At 71.9% G+C, this 15,675-nt stretch carries 11 protein-coding genes and 2 pseudogenes; 6 read left to right on the top strand and 7 right to left on the bottom strand.

The genetic code is table 11. From position 1 onward, the window contains the following. The first annotated feature begins 51 nt into the window (after positions 1-51). Both betA and betT read left to right on the top strand, forming a co-directional pair. Positions 52-1,710, top strand: a complete 1,659-nt coding sequence (betA, locus tag ACFYOP_RS20675; protein WP_356897931.1) for a choline dehydrogenase — start codon at positions 52-54, stop codon at positions 1,708-1,710. Between the two features lie 4 nt (positions 1,711-1,714). Continuing rightward, complete coding sequence (gene betT / locus ACFYOP_RS20670) at positions 1,715-3,850, top strand: choline BCCT transporter BetT (protein ID WP_356897932.1); 2,136 nt, start codon at positions 1,715-1,717, stop codon at positions 3,848-3,850. Positions 3,851-3,889: 39 nt separating this feature from the next. Here betT and ACFYOP_RS20665 read toward each other — a convergent pair whose 3' ends face one another. Beyond that, positions 3,890-6,523 (bottom strand): SpoIIE family protein phosphatase, encoded by a 2,634-nt coding sequence (locus ACFYOP_RS20665; RefSeq protein ID WP_356897933.1) that lies wholly within the window; start codon positions 6,521-6,523, stop codon positions 3,890-3,892. A gap of 136 nt (positions 6,524-6,659) precedes the next feature. After that, positions 6,660-7,195, bottom strand: a pseudogene (locus tag ACFYOP_RS20660) (Dps family protein). A 398-nt stretch (positions 7,196-7,593) separates the two neighbouring features. Here ACFYOP_RS20660 and ACFYOP_RS20655 point away from each other — a divergent pair. Together ACFYOP_RS20655 and ACFYOP_RS20650 are read left to right on the top strand one after the other, a co-directional pair. Next, positions 7,594-8,103 carry a polyprenyl synthetase family protein gene (locus tag ACFYOP_RS20655; protein WP_356897934.1) on the top strand — a complete coding sequence of 170 codons (510 nt, stop codon included), beginning with the start codon at positions 7,594-7,596 and terminating at the stop codon, positions 8,101-8,103. Beyond that, on the top strand, positions 8,103-8,327 hold the full coding sequence (locus ACFYOP_RS20650) for a polyprenyl synthetase family protein (protein WP_388452288.1): 225 nt from the start codon (positions 8,103-8,105) through the stop codon (positions 8,325-8,327). The genes ACFYOP_RS20655 and ACFYOP_RS20650 overlap by 1 nt, the downstream gene beginning before the upstream one ends. Before the next feature lie 134 nt (positions 8,328-8,461). On the opposite strand, the gene ACFYOP_RS20645 is transcribed toward ACFYOP_RS20650, so the two are convergent. Further along, entirely contained in the window at positions 8,462-9,643 is a 1,182-nt protein-coding gene (locus tag ACFYOP_RS20645) for an MFS transporter (protein ID WP_356897936.1), read from the bottom strand. A gap of 4 nt (positions 9,644-9,647) precedes the next feature. Continuing rightward, positions 9,648-11,159: a hopanoid C-3 methylase HpnR gene (gene hpnR / locus ACFYOP_RS20640; protein ID WP_356897937.1), complete on the bottom strand. Its 1,512-nt coding sequence runs from the start codon at positions 11,157-11,159 to the stop codon at positions 9,648-9,650. Positions 11,160-11,496: 337 nt separating this feature from the next. On the opposite strand from hpnR, the gene ACFYOP_RS20635 reads away from it, so the two are divergent. Continuing rightward, the gene (locus tag ACFYOP_RS20635; protein ID WP_356897938.1) at positions 11,497-12,597 is read left to right on the top strand and encodes a glutamate--cysteine ligase; all 1,101 of its coding nucleotides are present in this window, start codon (positions 11,497-11,499) and stop codon (positions 12,595-12,597) included. On the opposite strand, the gene ACFYOP_RS20630 is transcribed toward ACFYOP_RS20635, so the two are convergent. The 3 genes and pseudogenes from ACFYOP_RS20630 to ACFYOP_RS20620 all read right to left on the bottom strand — a co-directional run bounded on the left by ACFYOP_RS20630 (position 12,598) and on the right by ACFYOP_RS20620 (position 15,301). Next, complete coding sequence (locus tag ACFYOP_RS20630) at positions 12,598-14,127, bottom strand: MFS transporter (RefSeq protein ID WP_388452285.1); 1,530 nt, start codon at positions 14,125-14,127, stop codon at positions 12,598-12,600. It lies immediately after the preceding gene. 189 nt (positions 14,128-14,316) lie between these two features. After that, positions 14,317-14,646: pseudogene (locus tag ACFYOP_RS20625) on the bottom strand (family 1 glycosylhydrolase); the annotation flags it as partial. A 166-nt stretch (positions 14,647-14,812) separates the two neighbouring features. After that, entirely contained in the window at positions 14,813-15,301 is a 489-nt protein-coding gene (locus tag ACFYOP_RS20620) for a flavin reductase family protein (protein ID WP_356897939.1), read from the bottom strand. A gap of 165 nt (positions 15,302-15,466) precedes the next feature. On the opposite strand from ACFYOP_RS20620, the gene ACFYOP_RS20615 reads away from it, so the two are divergent. Continuing rightward, on the top strand, positions 15,467-15,646 hold the full coding sequence (locus tag ACFYOP_RS20615) for a hypothetical protein (protein WP_356897940.1): 180 nt from the start codon (positions 15,467-15,469) through the stop codon (positions 15,644-15,646). Positions 15,647-15,675 lie beyond the last annotated feature (29 nt).

Here is a 15,675-nt window from a genome sequence, read left to right as displayed (position 1 = left end):
GCCTATGTTTAGCCTGTAACGCTGGGTAGTGCAATGAGCGCGAGGAGCGACATGGGCCGGACGGAGTACGACTACATCATCGTCGGCGGGGGCTCGGCCGGTTGCGCACTGGCCAATCGGCTCAGCGCGGACCGGGAGAACAGAGTCCTCGTGCTCGAGGCCGGCCGCCCGGACTGGATCTGGGACATCTTCACGCACATGCCCGCCGCGCTGACGATGGTCATCGGCAATCGCTTCTACGACTGGTGCTACGAATCGGAACCCGAGCCCTTCATGGACGGCCGGCGCGTCACCCAGGGCCGCGGAAAGCTGCTCGGCGGATCGAGTTCCATCAACGGGATGATTTTCCAGCGCGGGAATCCCATGGACCTGGAACGCTGGGCCGCCGACCCGGGCATGCAGAACTGGGACTACGCGCACTGCCTGCCGTACTTCAAGCGTATGGAGCACTGCGTCGCCGGGGCCGACCAGTGGCGCGGCCAGGGCGGCCCGCTGTGGCTGGAGCGCGGCCCGGCGCGGAACCCGCTGTTCGCCGCGTTCCTCGAGGCGGCGCAGCAGGCCGGCCACCCGCTGACCTCCGACGTCAACGGCTACCGCCAGGAGGGCTTCGCCCGCTTCGACCGCAACATCCGCCGGGGCCGGCGCTGGTCGGCCGCGCGTGCCTACCTCCACCCGGTCAAGAAGCGGCCGAACCTGACGGTGCAGTGCTTCTCGCAGGTGGACCGGGTGCTGTTCAAGGGCAAGCGCGCGGTCGGGGTGGACTACCGCCGCTGGGGCCGGGAACGCCGGCGGGTCTTCGGCGGCGAGGTGATCCTCTGCGGCGGCGCCATCAACACCCCGCAACTGCTCCAGCTCTCCGGAATCGGCAATCCCGACGAACTCCGGCCGCTGGGCGTCGACATGGTGCACGAACTGCGCGGCGTCGGCGAGAACCTCCAGGACCACCTCGAGGTCTATGTGCAGCACGCCTGCAAGCTGCCGATCTCGTACAACCCGTCGCTCAAATGGTCCCGGCGGCCCGCGATCGGTCTCCAATGGCTGCTTTTCCGCACCGGACCGGCGGCGACCAACCATTTCGAGGCGGGCGGATTCGTACGCGGCAACGACGAGGTGCGGTATCCCAATCTGATGTTCCACTTCCTGCCCATCGCGGTGCGCTACGACGGCACGCCGGTGGACGCGGAGCACGGCTATCAGGTGCACATCGGACCCATGTATTCGGATGTGCGCGGGTCGGTGAAAATCAAGTCCCGCGACCCGAAGGTGTATCCGGCGCTGCGGTTCAATTATCTGTCCACCCCCAACGACCGGAAGGAATGGGTCGAGGCGATCCGCGTCGCGCGCGAGATCCTGTCCCAGCCGGCCTTCGCCCTGTACGACGCGGGCGAGTTGTCGCCCGGCCCGGGGGTGGAGACGGACGAGGAGATCCTGGAGTGGGTCGCCCGCGACGCCGAGACCGCGTACCACCCGTCCTGCACGGCCCGCATGGGCGTCGACGAGATGTCGGTGCTTGATCCCGACACCATGCGCGTGCACGGCGTCGAGGGGCTGCGTGTGGTCGACGCGTCGGCGATGCCGTACCTCACCAACGGCAACATCTACGCGCCGGTGATGATGCTCGCCGAGAAGTCGGCCGACCTCATCCTCGGCAACACCCCGCTGCCCCCCGCCACGGCGGACTTCTACCGGCACAGCACCCAGGAGAGCTGACACCGTGTCGATCGACGGAGGAAGCGGCAACGTACCGGAGCCGCAGGACCCGGCAGCGGCGGTCACCGGCCCGGGGAGGGAGAGCAGGCTCAAGCCCGTCGTCTTCTTCGGGTCTTCCGTGCTCATCCTCGCCATCTCGATCTGGGCCATCATCACGCCGACGGGCGCCGAGAACACCATCGGCGTCGTGGTGGACTGGATCTCCTCGGTGTTCGGCTGGTACTACTTCCTCGCCGCCACCCTGTATCTGCTGTTCGTCGTGTTCGTGGCCGCTTCCCGGTACGGAGCCATCAAGCTGGGGCCGCAGCACTCCACCCCCGACTACGGGCTGTTCGCCTGGGCCACCATGCTGTTCGCGGCGGGCATCGGCATCGACCTGATGTTCTTCTCCGTGGCCGGGCCGGTCAGCCACTACCTCGCCCCGCCCGAGGGTGATCCGCAGACCGTGGAGGCGGCCCGGCAGGCGGTCGTGTGGACCCTGTTCCACTACGGCATCACCGGCTGGGCGATGTACGCGCTGATGGGCATGACCCTCGGCTACTTCGCCTTCCGCTACCGGCTTCCCCTGGCCATCCGGTCCGCGCTGTACCCGATCATCGGCAAGCGCATCCACGGCCGGATCGGTGACGCGGTCGACCTGGCGGCCATCATCGGCACGGTCTTCGGCATCTCCGTGTCCCTCGGCATCGGCGTCGTGCAGCTGAACTACGGCCTGACGTTCCTCTTCGACATCCCCCAGGGGACCGCCGCCCAGATCGGCCTGATCGTCCTCGCCGTGGTCCTGGCGACGGTGTCCGCCGTCGCCGGTGTCGACCGCGGCATCAGACGGCTGTCCGAGCTCAACGTCGTGCTCGCCGTCATCCTGATGCTCTACATGCTGTTCGTCGGCAGCCCGATCGGGATCCTCAACAGCCTCATCCTCAACATCGGCGACTACGTCAGCCGCTTCCCGTCGATGACGCTGAACACCTTCGCCTACGATCAGCCGACCGACTGGCTCAATGCCTGGACGCTGTTCTTCTGGGCCTGGTGGATCGCCTGGGCGCCGTTCGTCGGGCTGTTCCTGGCGAGGATCTCCCGCGGCCGCACCATCCGGCAGTTCGTCGCCGCGACGCTGATCATCCCGTTCCTCTTCACGCTCACCTTCCTGTCGGTCTTCGGCAACAGCGCGCTCGGGCTGGTGCGGGAGGGCAACGCCGAGTTCGGCGAGACCGCCGCCAACGCGCCGGAGCAGGGCTTCTACGAACTGCTCGCGCAGTTCCCCGGCGCCACGTTCAGCGCCGGACTGGCCACCTTCGTCGGGCTGCTGCTCTACGTCACCTCGGCCGACTCCGGCGCGCTGGTGATGAGCAACCTCAGCTCGCATCTGCGCACACCGCTCACCGACGCGCCGGCCGTGGTGCGCATCTTCTGGGCGGCGGCGACCGGTCTGCTGACCCTGGCCATGCTCCTCGTCGGAGGTGTGGCGACGCTGACCGACGCGACGATCATCATGGGTCTGCCGTTCTCGTTCGTGATGTTCCTGATCATCTGGGGCCTCTACAAAGCGCTGCGCATCGAACGGATGCGGGAGGACGCGCTGACCACCACCCTGCCGTCGTCGCTGTCCGGGCGGATGGTGCAGGCCGGCCGGGGCACGGAGTGGAACTGGCGCCGCCGCCTGGCCAGGGCGATGAGCTTCCCCACCCACCGGACGGCGGTCAGATTCGTCGACGAGGTCTGCCACCCCGCTTTCGAGGACGTCGCCGCTGAGCTCGGCCGGCAGGGCGCGGAGGCGTCGATCGTCGAGGGGACCGACGAGACGAACGGCCTCCCGCACATGGAACTGCGGGTCCCGATGGGCGGGAACGAGGTCTTCATCTACCGCCTGTGGCCGGTCGAGGTGCCCACCCCGGCGTTCGCCACCCGGGTGATCACGGAACACGACACCTATGTGCGGTTCGAAGTGCACCTCGCCGACGGCAGCCAGGGCTACGACGTGATGGGCTACAGCAAGGAGCAGCTCATCGGCAACATCCTCGACCAGTACGAGCGGCACCTGGAGTTCCTGCGGCTGCACCGGGAGTCCACCGCCCGCTCGTCGCTGCCCGACCACCGGCCCGACACGGCCGAGGTGCATCTGCCCGACAAGGAGGTCTGACGGCGGACGCGGCGCATCGAGCCGCCGTCCGGCGGACCGTCAGGACGGCGGCGTGGAGCGGACGGCGAGGACGGCGATGTCGTCGTCGCTGTCCGCGCCCAGCCCGATGAGGAGTTCGTCGCAGAACACGTCGAGCGGTTCGCGGGCCAGGTCGGAAGCGTGCCGGCGGAGCCGGTCCATGGCGTGGCTCAGGGACTCGTCGCGGCGCTCGATCAGACCGTCGGTGTAGAGCAGTACCGTCGAACCGGCCGGGATCGCGTCACTGGCCCTGGGGCGGGGCATGTCGGGGTCCATCCCGAGCAGCAGTCCCGAGCCGTCCTCCAGGAACTGGGTGCGGCCGTCTTCGCTGATCAGCAGCGGCGGCAGATGCCCCGCGCTGGAGTGCACCAGCTCCCAGGGGCCGTCCGCGGGCCCCTTGATCAGGCCGTAGATGCAGGTGGCGGTGGCCTCCCGGTACAGACTGTGGTTCGCCATGTCGAGGCGGCGCAGGACCGTCTCCGGAGGTTCCTGCCGGTCCACGGCGATACCGCGCAGCATGCTCCGCAGCTGGCTCATGGCGATGGCCGCGTCGAGGTTGTGCCCGGTGACGTCGCCGATGACCAGCGCCGTGTCCCCGCTGGGCAGGGTGAAGCAGTCGTACCAGTCGCCGCCGACCTGGGCGGTGGTGGAGGAGGCCGCGTAACGGGCGGCGAGCTGGAAGTGGTCGATCTCCGGCAGCACGGGCAGCAGCGAGCGCTGGAGGCGCTCGGCGATGTTCCGCGTCTCCTGGTAGAGACGGGCGTTGTCCGTTCCCAGGGCGAGACCGCGGGCCAGGTCGTCGACGAGCGGCAGATCCTCTTCCGTGAACGGCCGTTGCGAGCTGCCGCGGGCGACCGTCAGCGCGCCGATGACCTCCCGGCGGGCCCGGAGCGGGGCGACGACGGCGCTGGTCGCGCCCATTCTCCGGAACAGCTCCAGATAGTGGGCGTCCAGTGGGCTCGCGGCCAGACCGGGCGGCGGAGGCTCGGTGAGCAGCAGCGGGCCCGCGCCGCGCAGCGCGCGGGCCAGCGGACCCCGGGCGGTCTCCGACACCGGCGGAAGCCGGCCCTCGTACTCCTCCGGCCACGGACCCTGGGCGGCGCAGCGGATCACACAGACCCGCTCCACCTGGGCGTCCTCGGTGATCAGGTCGACCGCGCACCAGTCGGCCAGCCGGTCGGTGAGGATCCGGCCCACCTGCTGCAGGCCCTCGTCCAGGTCCGTGGCGTTGCTCAGCGCGGTCCCGATGTCGGCCAGCAGGGTGAGCCGCTCCAACGCCGACATGCCCGCCGGGCCGCGGTCCGCCCTGCGGTCGCCCTCGCGGACCGGCGCAGGGGCTCCGCCCGATTCCTGTGGTGCGGCGGGCCGGACCCGGACGGGCGGGCGGGGCGACGGGCCGGGCGCGGCCGCCCTCGGGGAGAGCTGGGCGACGAACACCGTACGGCCGTCGGCCGTCTCCTGGGTCTGGATGAACAGCCGGACGGGGACCAGCCGGCCGTCGCGGTGCAACGCGGGCAGCGGGACGGAGCGGCCCAGGATCCGGGGCTGCCCGCTGAGCAGCAGGGACGTGAACGCCGTGATGTGGCGCTTGCGCAGGTGCTCCGGGATGAGCGTGGTCAGCGGCAGTCCGACGAGATCGTCCGCGGGCCAGCCGAGCAGGTCCGCGGCCGGTCCGTTCACCGCGATGACCCGGTTCCGCTCGTCGGCGGCGATCGTCGGATTCCGGCTGACCCGCACCTGGCTCGGGTCCCACGGCACCAGCTCGGAGGGGCCGGCGCCCGGCTCCCTGGGCACCACCGTCCAGGCGGTGGGATGCGCGCCGCCGAGCTGGTCGACGACCTGGTCGAAGAGCCACTGGTGGAAGACGCGGCTGCGCGGCAGCGCCGGCAGCGTCAGCAGGCGCTCGTCACGGGCCGACTCCTCCGCCCGGTCCAGAACCCTCCGCAGCGCCTGCACCGCGGGGCCGGCGTCCGGCGGCATGGACAGGGGCAGCGAGCGGATCTCCGCCTCCGCGGCCTGCTCCCGCAGCGCGCTCGTCACACAGGCGCTGATCACGTTGCTCATGTCCTGGGCGGCCGCGAGGTCCTCCGGCGAGACCCCGGGGCCGGTTCCGGTGGCCGCCGCCAGGGTGAGCTCGCGCAGCAGCGTGTGCCGGTGCTGCTGGGAGGCGGCGTACAGCGCTGCCGGCACGTCGACCAGCGTCACGGTCTCTTCGGCGCCGGAGGCCGGTGCGACGGGCTGCCAGCCGTTCGGTTCCGGCTGCGCCCCGTCGGGCCGCAGCTCGAACCACACGGTCTTGGCCTCGTCGTCCGTGTCGACGCCGCACCGGGACGCCAGCCGTTCGACGAGGGCCAGGCCCTGTCCCGTGCCGGCGTACGGAGGGCACTCGTTCGGCACCAGGCCGCGGTCCGGCCGCAGGTCCCTCACCCGTACGCGGACCGTGCCGCCGTCGGCGCCGGCCGACACCTCGGTCTCCGTGCGGGCGTGGAGCACGGCGTTGGTCACGAGTTCGCTGACCAGGAGCTGAGCGGTGTCCACGACGTCCGGCGCGACGCCGGCGAGAGCGTCCCGCACGAACCGCCGGGCCTCCGCCACGCTCTCCGGTCCCCGGGGGAACCGCCGTGATGGTGCCTCCGGGGCACTGAGGTCGCCCATGGATTCAGTCTGCCTCACGAGATCCGCCGCCGCGCTCACGCCCGCCGCCGCGCTCACGCCCGCCCCGCGCGTGGCGGACCGGTCCCGGGAACGGCGTGCACCCGCGCGACGCGGACGGGGCGGGCCGTCGCACGGGTCAGGGCTGGTCGCGAGCCTGGTCGGCGGCCTGGCCGGCGGCGGCGGTCTCGGTGGTGGCGCCGCGTGTGCTGAGCTTGCCGCCGCTGGACTCGAGGTGGGCGCGGACGAACCACTGGAACAGCTCCAGCGAGCGAAGCTGCTCGATGAGCATGTCCTGCGTGACCGGGTCGGACGTCTCGGTTGCCTGCATGGCCTCGCGATGGTCCTTGATGACCGACGAGTAGACGAGGTCCAGCGCGCCGAGGTGCTCGATCGACTCCGCACGGCCGATCGAGTAGTCGTTCAGGAGCGCTCGTCGACCAGCGCCCCCGGGGTGCCGTTGGGCTCGCCGCCGAGGGTGGAGATCCGCTCGGCGAGGTCGTCCGTCATGTCGCGGACCTGGTCGACCTGCGGGTCGATCATCTCGTGCACCGCGATGAAGTGCGGTCCGACGACGTTCCAGTGGATGTGCTTCAACGTGAGGTGGAGATCGTTGAGGGAGTGCAGGCGCATCTGCAGCAGCGAGATGATCTGCCTGCTGTCCTGCGTGCTCATCCCCGGCACTGTGTACGAGATCTCCGGACGCTGTGACGACACGACGGTGCTCCTTGGTGTCCTTGGTGTCCTTGATGTCTTCGGCTGAGGTGTTCAGGAAATCAGCCGCAGCGGTACGCCGCCGCTCGGCCGCGTGCAGGCGGAGCGAGGTTCACCGGTGCGGACGCAGACCGCGGTCGCCGCGGCCCGGGTGGCGAAGGGACGAATGGATAACCCACAGATCTGTCTACTTCCCCCGCGGAGGTGATTCTCAAGGCGTACCGGCGCCAGGACCGACACGGAGCGTGATCGCTCGTTTAGCTGGGACATATGGGGTGCCAACGAGATCGCCACGGGTGTGCGACCCGTCAATGGGCAAGTAATACAGTCCAGTTCGCCCTCGGAGCCGGAGGTGGGGCATGGCGGGAATGACGGTGACGACGACGGACGTGACCACGTCGGTGGAGGGCTTCCTCCGCGCAGCCCGCACCCGAGTGGCCCCCGTGCTGAGGGACGCCGTGCGAGAACTGCCGGGGCCGGAGCGCCGTATCGCCGGGTACCACCGCGGGTGGCACGAGGCGGACGGCAGTCCGCTGCCGTCACCGGCGGGCGCCGAGGCCGGTGGGAAGGCGGTACGGCCGGCCCTGGTGTTCCTCGCGGCCCGTGCGGTCGGCGGCTCCGCCGAGTGCGCCGTTCCCGGAGCCGTGGCGGTGGAGCTCATCCACGACTTCTCGCTGCTGCACGACGATGTGATCGACGGCGACCCGCTGCGCCGGCACCGGCCCGCCGCCTGGACCGTCTACGGCACCCCGGCCGCGGTGCTGGCCGGTGACGCCCTGCTGGTGGGCGCCATGCGCACGCTGGCGGCGGCGCCCGGCCGGCCACGGACGTGGCGCTGCGCGAGGTCCTGGCGATGCTGGGCCGGCTGATGGCCGGTCAGAGCCAGGACATCGCTTTCGAGACGCGCGGCCGAGTGGGCGTGGACGAGTACCTGGACATGGCGGAGGGTAAGACGGGCGCCCTGATGGGGTGCGCGTGCGCACTCGGCGGCGTACTGGCCGGAGCGGCGTGCGAACGCGTCGAGGGACTGCGGGACTTCGGCCGCTGCCTGGGCGTGGCCTTCCAGTGCGTCGACGATCCTGCTGGTCGCTGACCTTGTGCGCCAAGGAGACATCAAGGCGTTTCGAGTGTGAAACGCTCGAAAAGGTGTGTGTCAGCGGCGCGTTGACGTGCCGCGGGCAGGGCGCCGCCCGCCGTGGCACGCGGATGCCGCGGCACCCGCCGCGGTCACGCCCCGGCCGGCGGTCGGCGCGCCGCGTACACTCCCGCGCACGACGCCAGCACCAGGACGAACCCGGTGAAGATCAGCCCGGCGGGACGCAGCCCGAGCCAGGTCGCCAGGGCGCCGACGCCGACCACCGGCACCGAGATCCCGGCGTAGGCGACGACGAAGAACGCCGAGATGGTCCCGCCGCGGTGCCGCGCAGGAGCCGCGCCGCTGATGAGGGTCAGTGCCGCGCGGAACGCCAGGCCCTGGCCCCCGCCGCCGCACAGGGCGCCCGCGACCAGCAGCGGCAGCGACTCGGCGATCAGTGACGACGCCACCAGCAGCAGCCCGGCGACGAGGACGCCGCACCCCACGGGCAGCGCCCGTCGCGCGCCGATCCGCCCGGTCCCGTACTGCCCCAGCGTCGACGCCAGGAACACGCAGAAGACGACCGCGCCCGACACCGCGAGGTTGTGCACCCCCAGCGTCCGCGACGTGAAGCTCGGCGCGACCGCCGTGAACAGACCGAGCAGCGCGAAACCGGCGAACGCCGCGACCGAGGCCGGCGCGAACACGCCCTTGACCTCGGGCGGCACCGTGACCCCCTGCGGCGCCGGCGGCGGCCACCGGCGTGTCACCGCCACGGTCTCCGGCAGGAACCAGGCCACCACCGCGGCCACCGCGACCAGCACGAGATGGATCCAGAACGGCAGCGTCAGCGGCCACGGCGTGTACTGCGCGACGAGGCCCGAGAGCAGCGGACCGCAGCCCAGCCCGCCCATGTTCGCCGCGGTGGCGGCGAACGCGGCCCGCTCCTTGTGCCGGGGGCCGGCGAGTTCGATCACGGCCGCCGTCGCCGCGCCGCTCAGCAGTCCGGCCGCGCCGCCGGACAGCAGCCGACCCGCGAACAGCAGCGGCAGACCGCTCTGCAGCAGGAAGCATCCGGCGCTCCCGGCCGACAGGGCCAAGGCGCACAGCAGGACGGGCCGGCGGCCGGCGGTGTCCGAGTAGTTCCCCGCCAGCAGCAGCACCAGGATGACGGCGACGGCGTACACGGCGAAGACGACGGTCACCATCAGCTCGGAGAAGCCGATCTGCTCCTGGTACCGCCCGTACAGCGGCGTGGGCAGCGTGGTCCCGGCCATCCCGACGGCGAACACCCCGGCGGCCGCCGGGTAACCCGGCCGCCTCCCCCCGCTCATGCCGTCACACCCCGTCGGGCTCGGGGTCGGCCTCCCGGCGCCGCGTCGACTGCGGCTTGGTGTGGATGTACAGGTCCTGACGCTGCGGCGTGGAGGCGCGGTGCGTGGGCAGCGGCAGTTCGTAGCGGACGGGCCGGCGGTGGTCGGCCATCTGGCGGTCGGCGTTGTAGACGCGGCCGAACTTCCACAGCATGCGGGCGAAGTTCGTCTGGCCGCGCAGCAGATTGCGCCCCAGGATGCCCATCGCCCCGACGGCGGTGCGCAGACCGAGGTGCTTGCGGTTCAGTACGCCCTGGGTGCGCACGAGTTCCCGGTAGAAGACCTCGAGCGGGAGCTTGGTCGGGACGACCGCGTGCTGGATGTCGAAGAGCCGGTAGTCACGGGTGGTGAGCTGCCGTGCCTCCGTGTGCCAGATCTCCGTGCCCGGATACGGCGTCATCACCGTGAGATGCACGATCTCCGGCACGGAGAGGGCGAACTCCCGCACCAGACGGAACTGTTCCTCGTCCCACGCCGGGTCCACGATCAGGTTGATCGCCACCATGATCCCCATGCGGCGGGCGGCTTCCAGGGCGCGGAAGTTCTCGTCCGGGCTGACCCGCTTCCGGTAGAGGTCCAGCCCCTCCGCGTCGATGGCCTCCATGCCGAGGAACATGTACCGCAGTCCGAGCCTGGTCCAGCGTTCGAAGACCTCCTCGTTGCGCAGGAGGACGTCGCTCCGGGTCTCCAGGTAGTACTGCTTGCGGATCTTCCGGCGCTCCAGTTCGGCGGCGATGCCGTGGCCGTGCTCGGGCCGGATGAAGGCGACGTCGTCGACGATGAAGACGTTGGGCTCCCGGATGGTCGCCATCTCCTCCGCGGCGGCCTCCGGCGATGCCTTGCGGTAACTGCGCCCGTAGAACGTCCAGGCGGAGCAGAAGGAGCAGTCCCACGGGCAGCCGCGGGTGAACTCGATGGAGGCGCAGGGGTCGAGCTCCCCGATGAAGTAGCGGTTGCGCCGGCGCATGAGGTCCCGTGCGGGCGGCAGGTCGTCGAGGGTGTCCAGCAGGCGGGGCGCGGGTCCGCGGCCGTCCGCGCACACCACGCCCGGCACGGTCGCCAGGCCCCCGTCGCGCGCCGCTTCGAGCAGCGGCGCGACGGCCGGCTCGCCCTCGCCGCGCACGATCGCGTCGACCGCCCCCTCGGCCTGTTCCAGTACGTGCTCCGCGATGAAGGAGACGCTGTGGCCGCCGAAGAAGACGAAGCATCCGGGGGAGGCGGACTTGACCTGCCGGGCGATGTCGATCGCCTCGGGGATGTTCGCCAGGTAGTTGAGCGAGATTCCCAGCGCCTCGGGTGCGAAGGAGCGCATCTCCCGTTCGAGCAGGTCATGAGACAGCACCTGGAGGTCCACCACCCGGACCTCGTGCCCGGCGGCCCGCGCCGCCGCCGCCACCCGTTCCAGCCCCAGCGGTTCGAGTCGCAGAAAGATCTCCGAGTACATCAGGGCGCTCGGATGGACGAGCATCACGCGCATTGGGAACTCCCACAGGATGAAGGTGCACAGCCGCCGGACTCGGCGCGTACGGACATGCGCCGCGTCGAAGGGCGGCGGAGCGGGCGGCGGCACGGCGGCCGGACCGCGGTACGTGTGGTCGATGCACCTCCCTGCGGTTTCCAGCCAGGAATACCGCATGGCCGCCCGGTCACGGAGACAGCGCGCGTCCGGCACGCCTTCGTGGCCGCCATACGGGTGGGCGGCGGTTTCCGCCCCCCGCGTCCGGCCGGCGCCCACCGGCGGCCGGCGGGGCCTTTTCGGGCGACGGTCCTGTGTCCTGCGCGCTTCGCGCGGCCCGGCCCGTGAGACTGGGCCCATGGAACCGGTCACCCTAGGGGTGGAAGAGGAATTTCTGCTGCTCGATCCGGAGACCGGGGTGCCGGTGCCGCTGGCGGACCGGGTGCGCGCGGCCGCCGGTCTGGCGCCGGGCGTCGACGAGGAGGAACTGCGGTCGGAGCTGCTGCAGGTCCAGGTGGAGCTGGTCACGCCGGTCTGCGCGGACCTCGAGGAGGTCGGCGGGAACCTGCTGCGGATGCGGCACGCCGTCGGCGCGGCCGCGGAGGCGAACGGGTGCCGGCTCGCGGCCTGTGCCACGCCGCCGCTGCGGGGCGCCGTGTCGGCGCTGGTGACCGAGCAGCCGCGGTATCGCGCCATGCGGGCGCAGGCTCCGCAACTCGTCGCAGAGCACCTGGTCAACGGGATGCATGTGCATGCGGGGGTGCCGTCCAGGGAAACCGGGGTGGCCGTCCTGAACAGGCTGCGCGGCTGGCTGCCCGTCCTGGTCGCCATGTCCGCGAACTCGCCGCTGTGGGACGGCCGGGACACCGGATTCGCCAGCTGGCGCACCGTGATCTTCGGCCGCTGGCCCGTCAGCGGGCCGCCGCCGGTCTTCCGCGACCTCGCGGACCACGACGAGCGCATCGCGACACTGCGCTCCAGCGGCATCATCTCCGACACCGGGCAGCTGTACTGGCAGGCCCGGCTCTCCGACCGCTTCCCGACCGTCGAGGTGCGCTGCGCCGACGTGCAGCTGCGGGCCGACGACGCGGTCATGTTCGCCGGCATCGTACGCGCGCTGGTCACCGTCGCGATCCAGGAGGCCGAAGCGGGTACGCCGCTGGTCGCCGGGCCGCCGGAGGTGGCGCAGGCGGCGAACTGGCAGGCCGCCCGGCACGGGCTGAACGGTCATCTGATCACCGCGACGGGGGAGCGCAGAAGCGCCGGCGACGTCGTCGCCCTGCTCATGGAGCACATCGCGCCCGCGCTGGACGCCGCCGGCGACAGCCGGGAGGTGGTGTCGCTGGTGCACCGGCTGCTGCGGCAGGGCACACCGGCCGACCGGCAGCGGCGGGCACTGGCCGAAGGCGGCCTGAAAGCGGTGACCGACCTGGTCGTCGCGGAGACCACGGCCCCCTGATCAGGCCCCCGACACGCCGTGGCGGCGTTTCCCGTGGCCCCGGTCGGGCGCCTGCGCCTCGGCCGGCCGCGGACGCAGTCTGCGTCCGACGACATCGGCCAGTGAGATGACCAGGGCGGCGACGACGAAGGCGACGGACACGAGGAGACCCGCGTCGAAGGCGGAGGACCAGTCGCCCCGACCGAGGTGGGCGAAGAACACCGCCCCGACGGCGGCGATCCCCACGGCGGAGCCGACGCGCTGAGCGGTCTGCAGCGTGCCGGCGGCGCTGCCCGCGGAAGGCACCGGGACCTGATCCAGGGTCAGCGTCTGATTGGGCGCGATCACCAGGCCGCTGCCCAGGCCGGCGATCAGCAGCGGACCGGCCATGGCCCAGCCCGCCCCGCGGCCGGTGACCAGCACCACGGCGAGCGCGGTCCCGCCGAGCCCCAGCGCGACCATCGTCAGCCCGACGGTGATCAGCGGCCTGCCGTAGCGGCTCACCAGCCGGCCCCCCACCCCCGCGGAGAGCCCCGAGCCGACGGCGAACGGTGTGATCGCGGCCCCGGCCAGCAGCGCGCTGTAGCCCAGACCGCTCTGGAGATAGAGCGTGGCGACGAAGAAGATCGAGGTGAACCCGGCGAAGTAGAAGAGGATGAGCAGACAGCCCAGCCAGTAGCTGCGGACCCGGAACAGCGACAGGTCCAGCAGCGGTTCGCCGTCACGGCGCTGCCAGCGGCGCTCCCAGAGCGCGAAGCCCACGAGCAGCAGCGCGGAGGGGACGATCAGGAGCCACTTCCAGGACCCCTCCCACTGGTGCGCCTGGACGAACGGCAGCAACAGGGTCAGCAGCCCGGCACCGAGCAGCAGGACCCCGACGGGATCGAGCCGGCGCACGGTGATCCGGCCCGCCGAAGGGGTGTCCGGCAGCAGCCGCCTGGCCAGGACCAGGCAGACCGCGCCGAGCGGGAGATTCACGTAGAACACCCAGCGCCAGCCCTCCTGGGCGCCGGCGAGATGGATCAGCAGGCCGCCCAGCAGGGGGCCGATCGCCGTGGAGATGCCGACGACGGTACCGAAGACGCCGAAGGCGCGGCCGCGTTCCGGGCCGGAGAACATCTGCTGGATCAGCGCCGAGATCTGCGGGGTGATCAGGCCGCCCGCCAGACCTTGCGCCACCCGGGCGACGACCAGCCAGGTGCCGGACTGGGCGGCGCCGCAGGCGGCGGAGGCGAGGGTGAACAGGGCTAGCCCCAGCATGAACACCGCACGCCGTCCCCGCGCGTCGCCCAGCCGCCCGGCCGGGACCAGCACCAGACCGAAGGCCAGCGCATACCCCGACAGCACCCACTGCAGAACGGACTCGGGCGCGTCGAGCCCCTCACGGATGGACGGCAGCGCCACATTGACGATCGACACGTCCAGCAGGGTCATGAACCCGGCCATCAGACAGACGGCCAGCGCCTGCCACCGCTGTGCGGGCGAGAGGTCGCCTGCTCCGTGCGGTCGGACACCGCTCGGCGGCGCGCCGCCGGACGAACCCGAGGTCACAGGAACCACCCTCTTCGACGCCGTGTCCGCGCCCGGTTCCACGGACGGCACGGACTCCTCCACCGACACTCTGGCAGGTCCACGGCCGACCGGCTCGGGAACGCTGCGCCGTGTGCGGCGGCGGAGGGCGCCCGGCCGGGGCCGCGGCCGGGTGAGCGGCCGCGGCCCCGGCGGGCCCTGCGCGGACGGTCAGGCGGCCTGCCCCGACCGGGCCGCTCCATGGGCGCGGATCAGGTCCGCGTAGTGCCGGCCGCTGCCCTTGATCGTGCGGCGCTGGGTCGCGTAGTCGACGTGGACCAGGCCGAAACGCTTGTCGTAGCCGTACGCCCACTCGAAGTTGTCCAGCAGCGACCAGGCGAAGTAGCCGGCCAGCGGCGCGCCCTTGCCGGCGGCGCGGGCGCAGGCGGCGAGGTGCTCCTCCAGACAGCGGGCGCGCTCCGGGTCGTCGACGGTGCCGTCGGCGCGGACCGTGTCCGGGTAGGCGGAGCCGTTCTCCGTGACGTAGAGCCTGCGGGCGCCGTCTGGTCGGGGCGGGCGCGGACTTCGTACAGGACTTCGTCCCGCTCTGCGCGGACGGCGAACTGCCGCACCCGGCGGTGGGCTGACTCCCGAGTGCGCCCGGTCAGGGTCAGCGGCAGCCGCTGCTCGGCGGGGAAGTCCACCCTGGCTCCCGAGTGCGCCCGGCTCAGGGCGCCGGATGGCCGGGGCTCAGATCGATGACGTCGCGGAGCGTGAGCACCGATCCGCGCGGCCGGGAGCGGGCCCCTCCGTCCACGGGCGTCAGCGCGAACCCGACGTGGTCCCCCCAGTCGGCCCGGTCCTCGATCCTGCCGACGAACCAGGCGCGGGCGTCGCCGAGCACGGGCACGCCCTCCGCCCCGGGGTCCCAGCACGCCCGGGCGAACTTGTCCACCCGGTCACCGGTCTCCTCCCCGAACAACCGGGCCAGGCCGTGCTGTTCGCGGCCCAGCAGGTGCACGCCGAGGAACGACGCCCGGCACGCCACGCGGTACGTGTGGTTCACCTTGGAGAGCCACACCGCGAACCGGACCGGGCTCAGCGAGCACTGCGAGGCGAAGCCGACCAGGCAGCCCGCCCGCTCCCCGTCCGCCGCCGCCGTCACGACGTACACGGGGGGATCCAGCAGATCCACGAACCCGTCCACCGCCACCATGCGCAGCCCTTCCGTACGTCCGCCTCGCCCCGGACATCATCCTGTACGGCCTTGAGCGCCGCGCCTCGGCCGGCGAGCGTTGCGGGCATACCGCGCGCTGCACGGGGCAAACGGTGGGCGTGTGCGGAAGGGCCCTGCGGCACCGATCCGGAAGGAGCTCACTCGATGTCAACGAAACTGAGCACCATCGTCCGCGGCATACGGCGGCACGGGATCGCGCCGCGCCGCCGCCGGCCCCGTCCGCCCTCCCGCCTCGGGCGGGGACCGCACGGCATCTCGACCGTGGCCGTCGGCCGCCGCCTGGTCGACGCCCTCCGCGCCCGGGCGGGCTCACGCCGGCACTGACAGGGCGCCGGGGCGGGAGCCGGTGGGGG

Source organism: Streptomyces sp. NPDC006294, from assembly GCF_042870895.1.
In the GTDB taxonomy this organism is placed as follows: Bacteria; Actinomycetota; Actinomycetes; order Streptomycetales; family Streptomycetaceae; genus Streptomyces.
The sequence above is the reverse complement of the archived record's forward strand: the minus strand, read 5'-3'. Positions and strand labels throughout refer to the sequence as shown.

Bases quoted from the DNA above. Each gene is read 5' to 3' on its own strand.
- betA (WP_356897931.1), top strand. From the start codon at position 52: ATGGGCCGGACGGAGTACGACTACATCATCGTCGGCGGGGGCTCGGCC.
- ACFYOP_RS20665 (WP_356897933.1), bottom strand. From the start codon at position 6,523: ATGGGCGACCTCAGTGCCCCGGAGGCACCATCACGGCGGTTCCCCCGG.
- hpnR (WP_356897937.1), bottom strand. From the start codon at position 11,159: ATGCGCGTGATGCTCGTCCATCCGAGCGCCCTGATGTACTCGGAGATC.
- ACFYOP_RS20650 (WP_388452288.1), top strand. From the start codon at position 8,103: ATGGCCGGTCAGAGCCAGGACATCGCTTTCGAGACGCGCGGCCGAGTG.
- ACFYOP_RS20655 (WP_356897934.1), top strand. From the start codon at position 7,594: ATGGCGGGAATGACGGTGACGACGACGGACGTGACCACGTCGGTGGAG.
- ACFYOP_RS20635 (WP_356897938.1), top strand. From the start codon at position 11,497: ATGGAACCGGTCACCCTAGGGGTGGAAGAGGAATTTCTGCTGCTCGAT.
- ACFYOP_RS20615 (WP_356897940.1), top strand. From the start codon at position 15,467: ATGTCAACGAAACTGAGCACCATCGTCCGCGGCATACGGCGGCACGGG.
- ACFYOP_RS20645 (WP_356897936.1), bottom strand. From the start codon at position 9,643: ATGAGCGGGGGGAGGCGGCCGGGTTACCCGGCGGCCGCCGGGGTGTTC.
- ACFYOP_RS20620 (WP_356897939.1), bottom strand. From the start codon at position 15,301: ATGGTGGCGGTGGACGGGTTCGTGGATCTGCTGGATCCCCCCGTGTAC.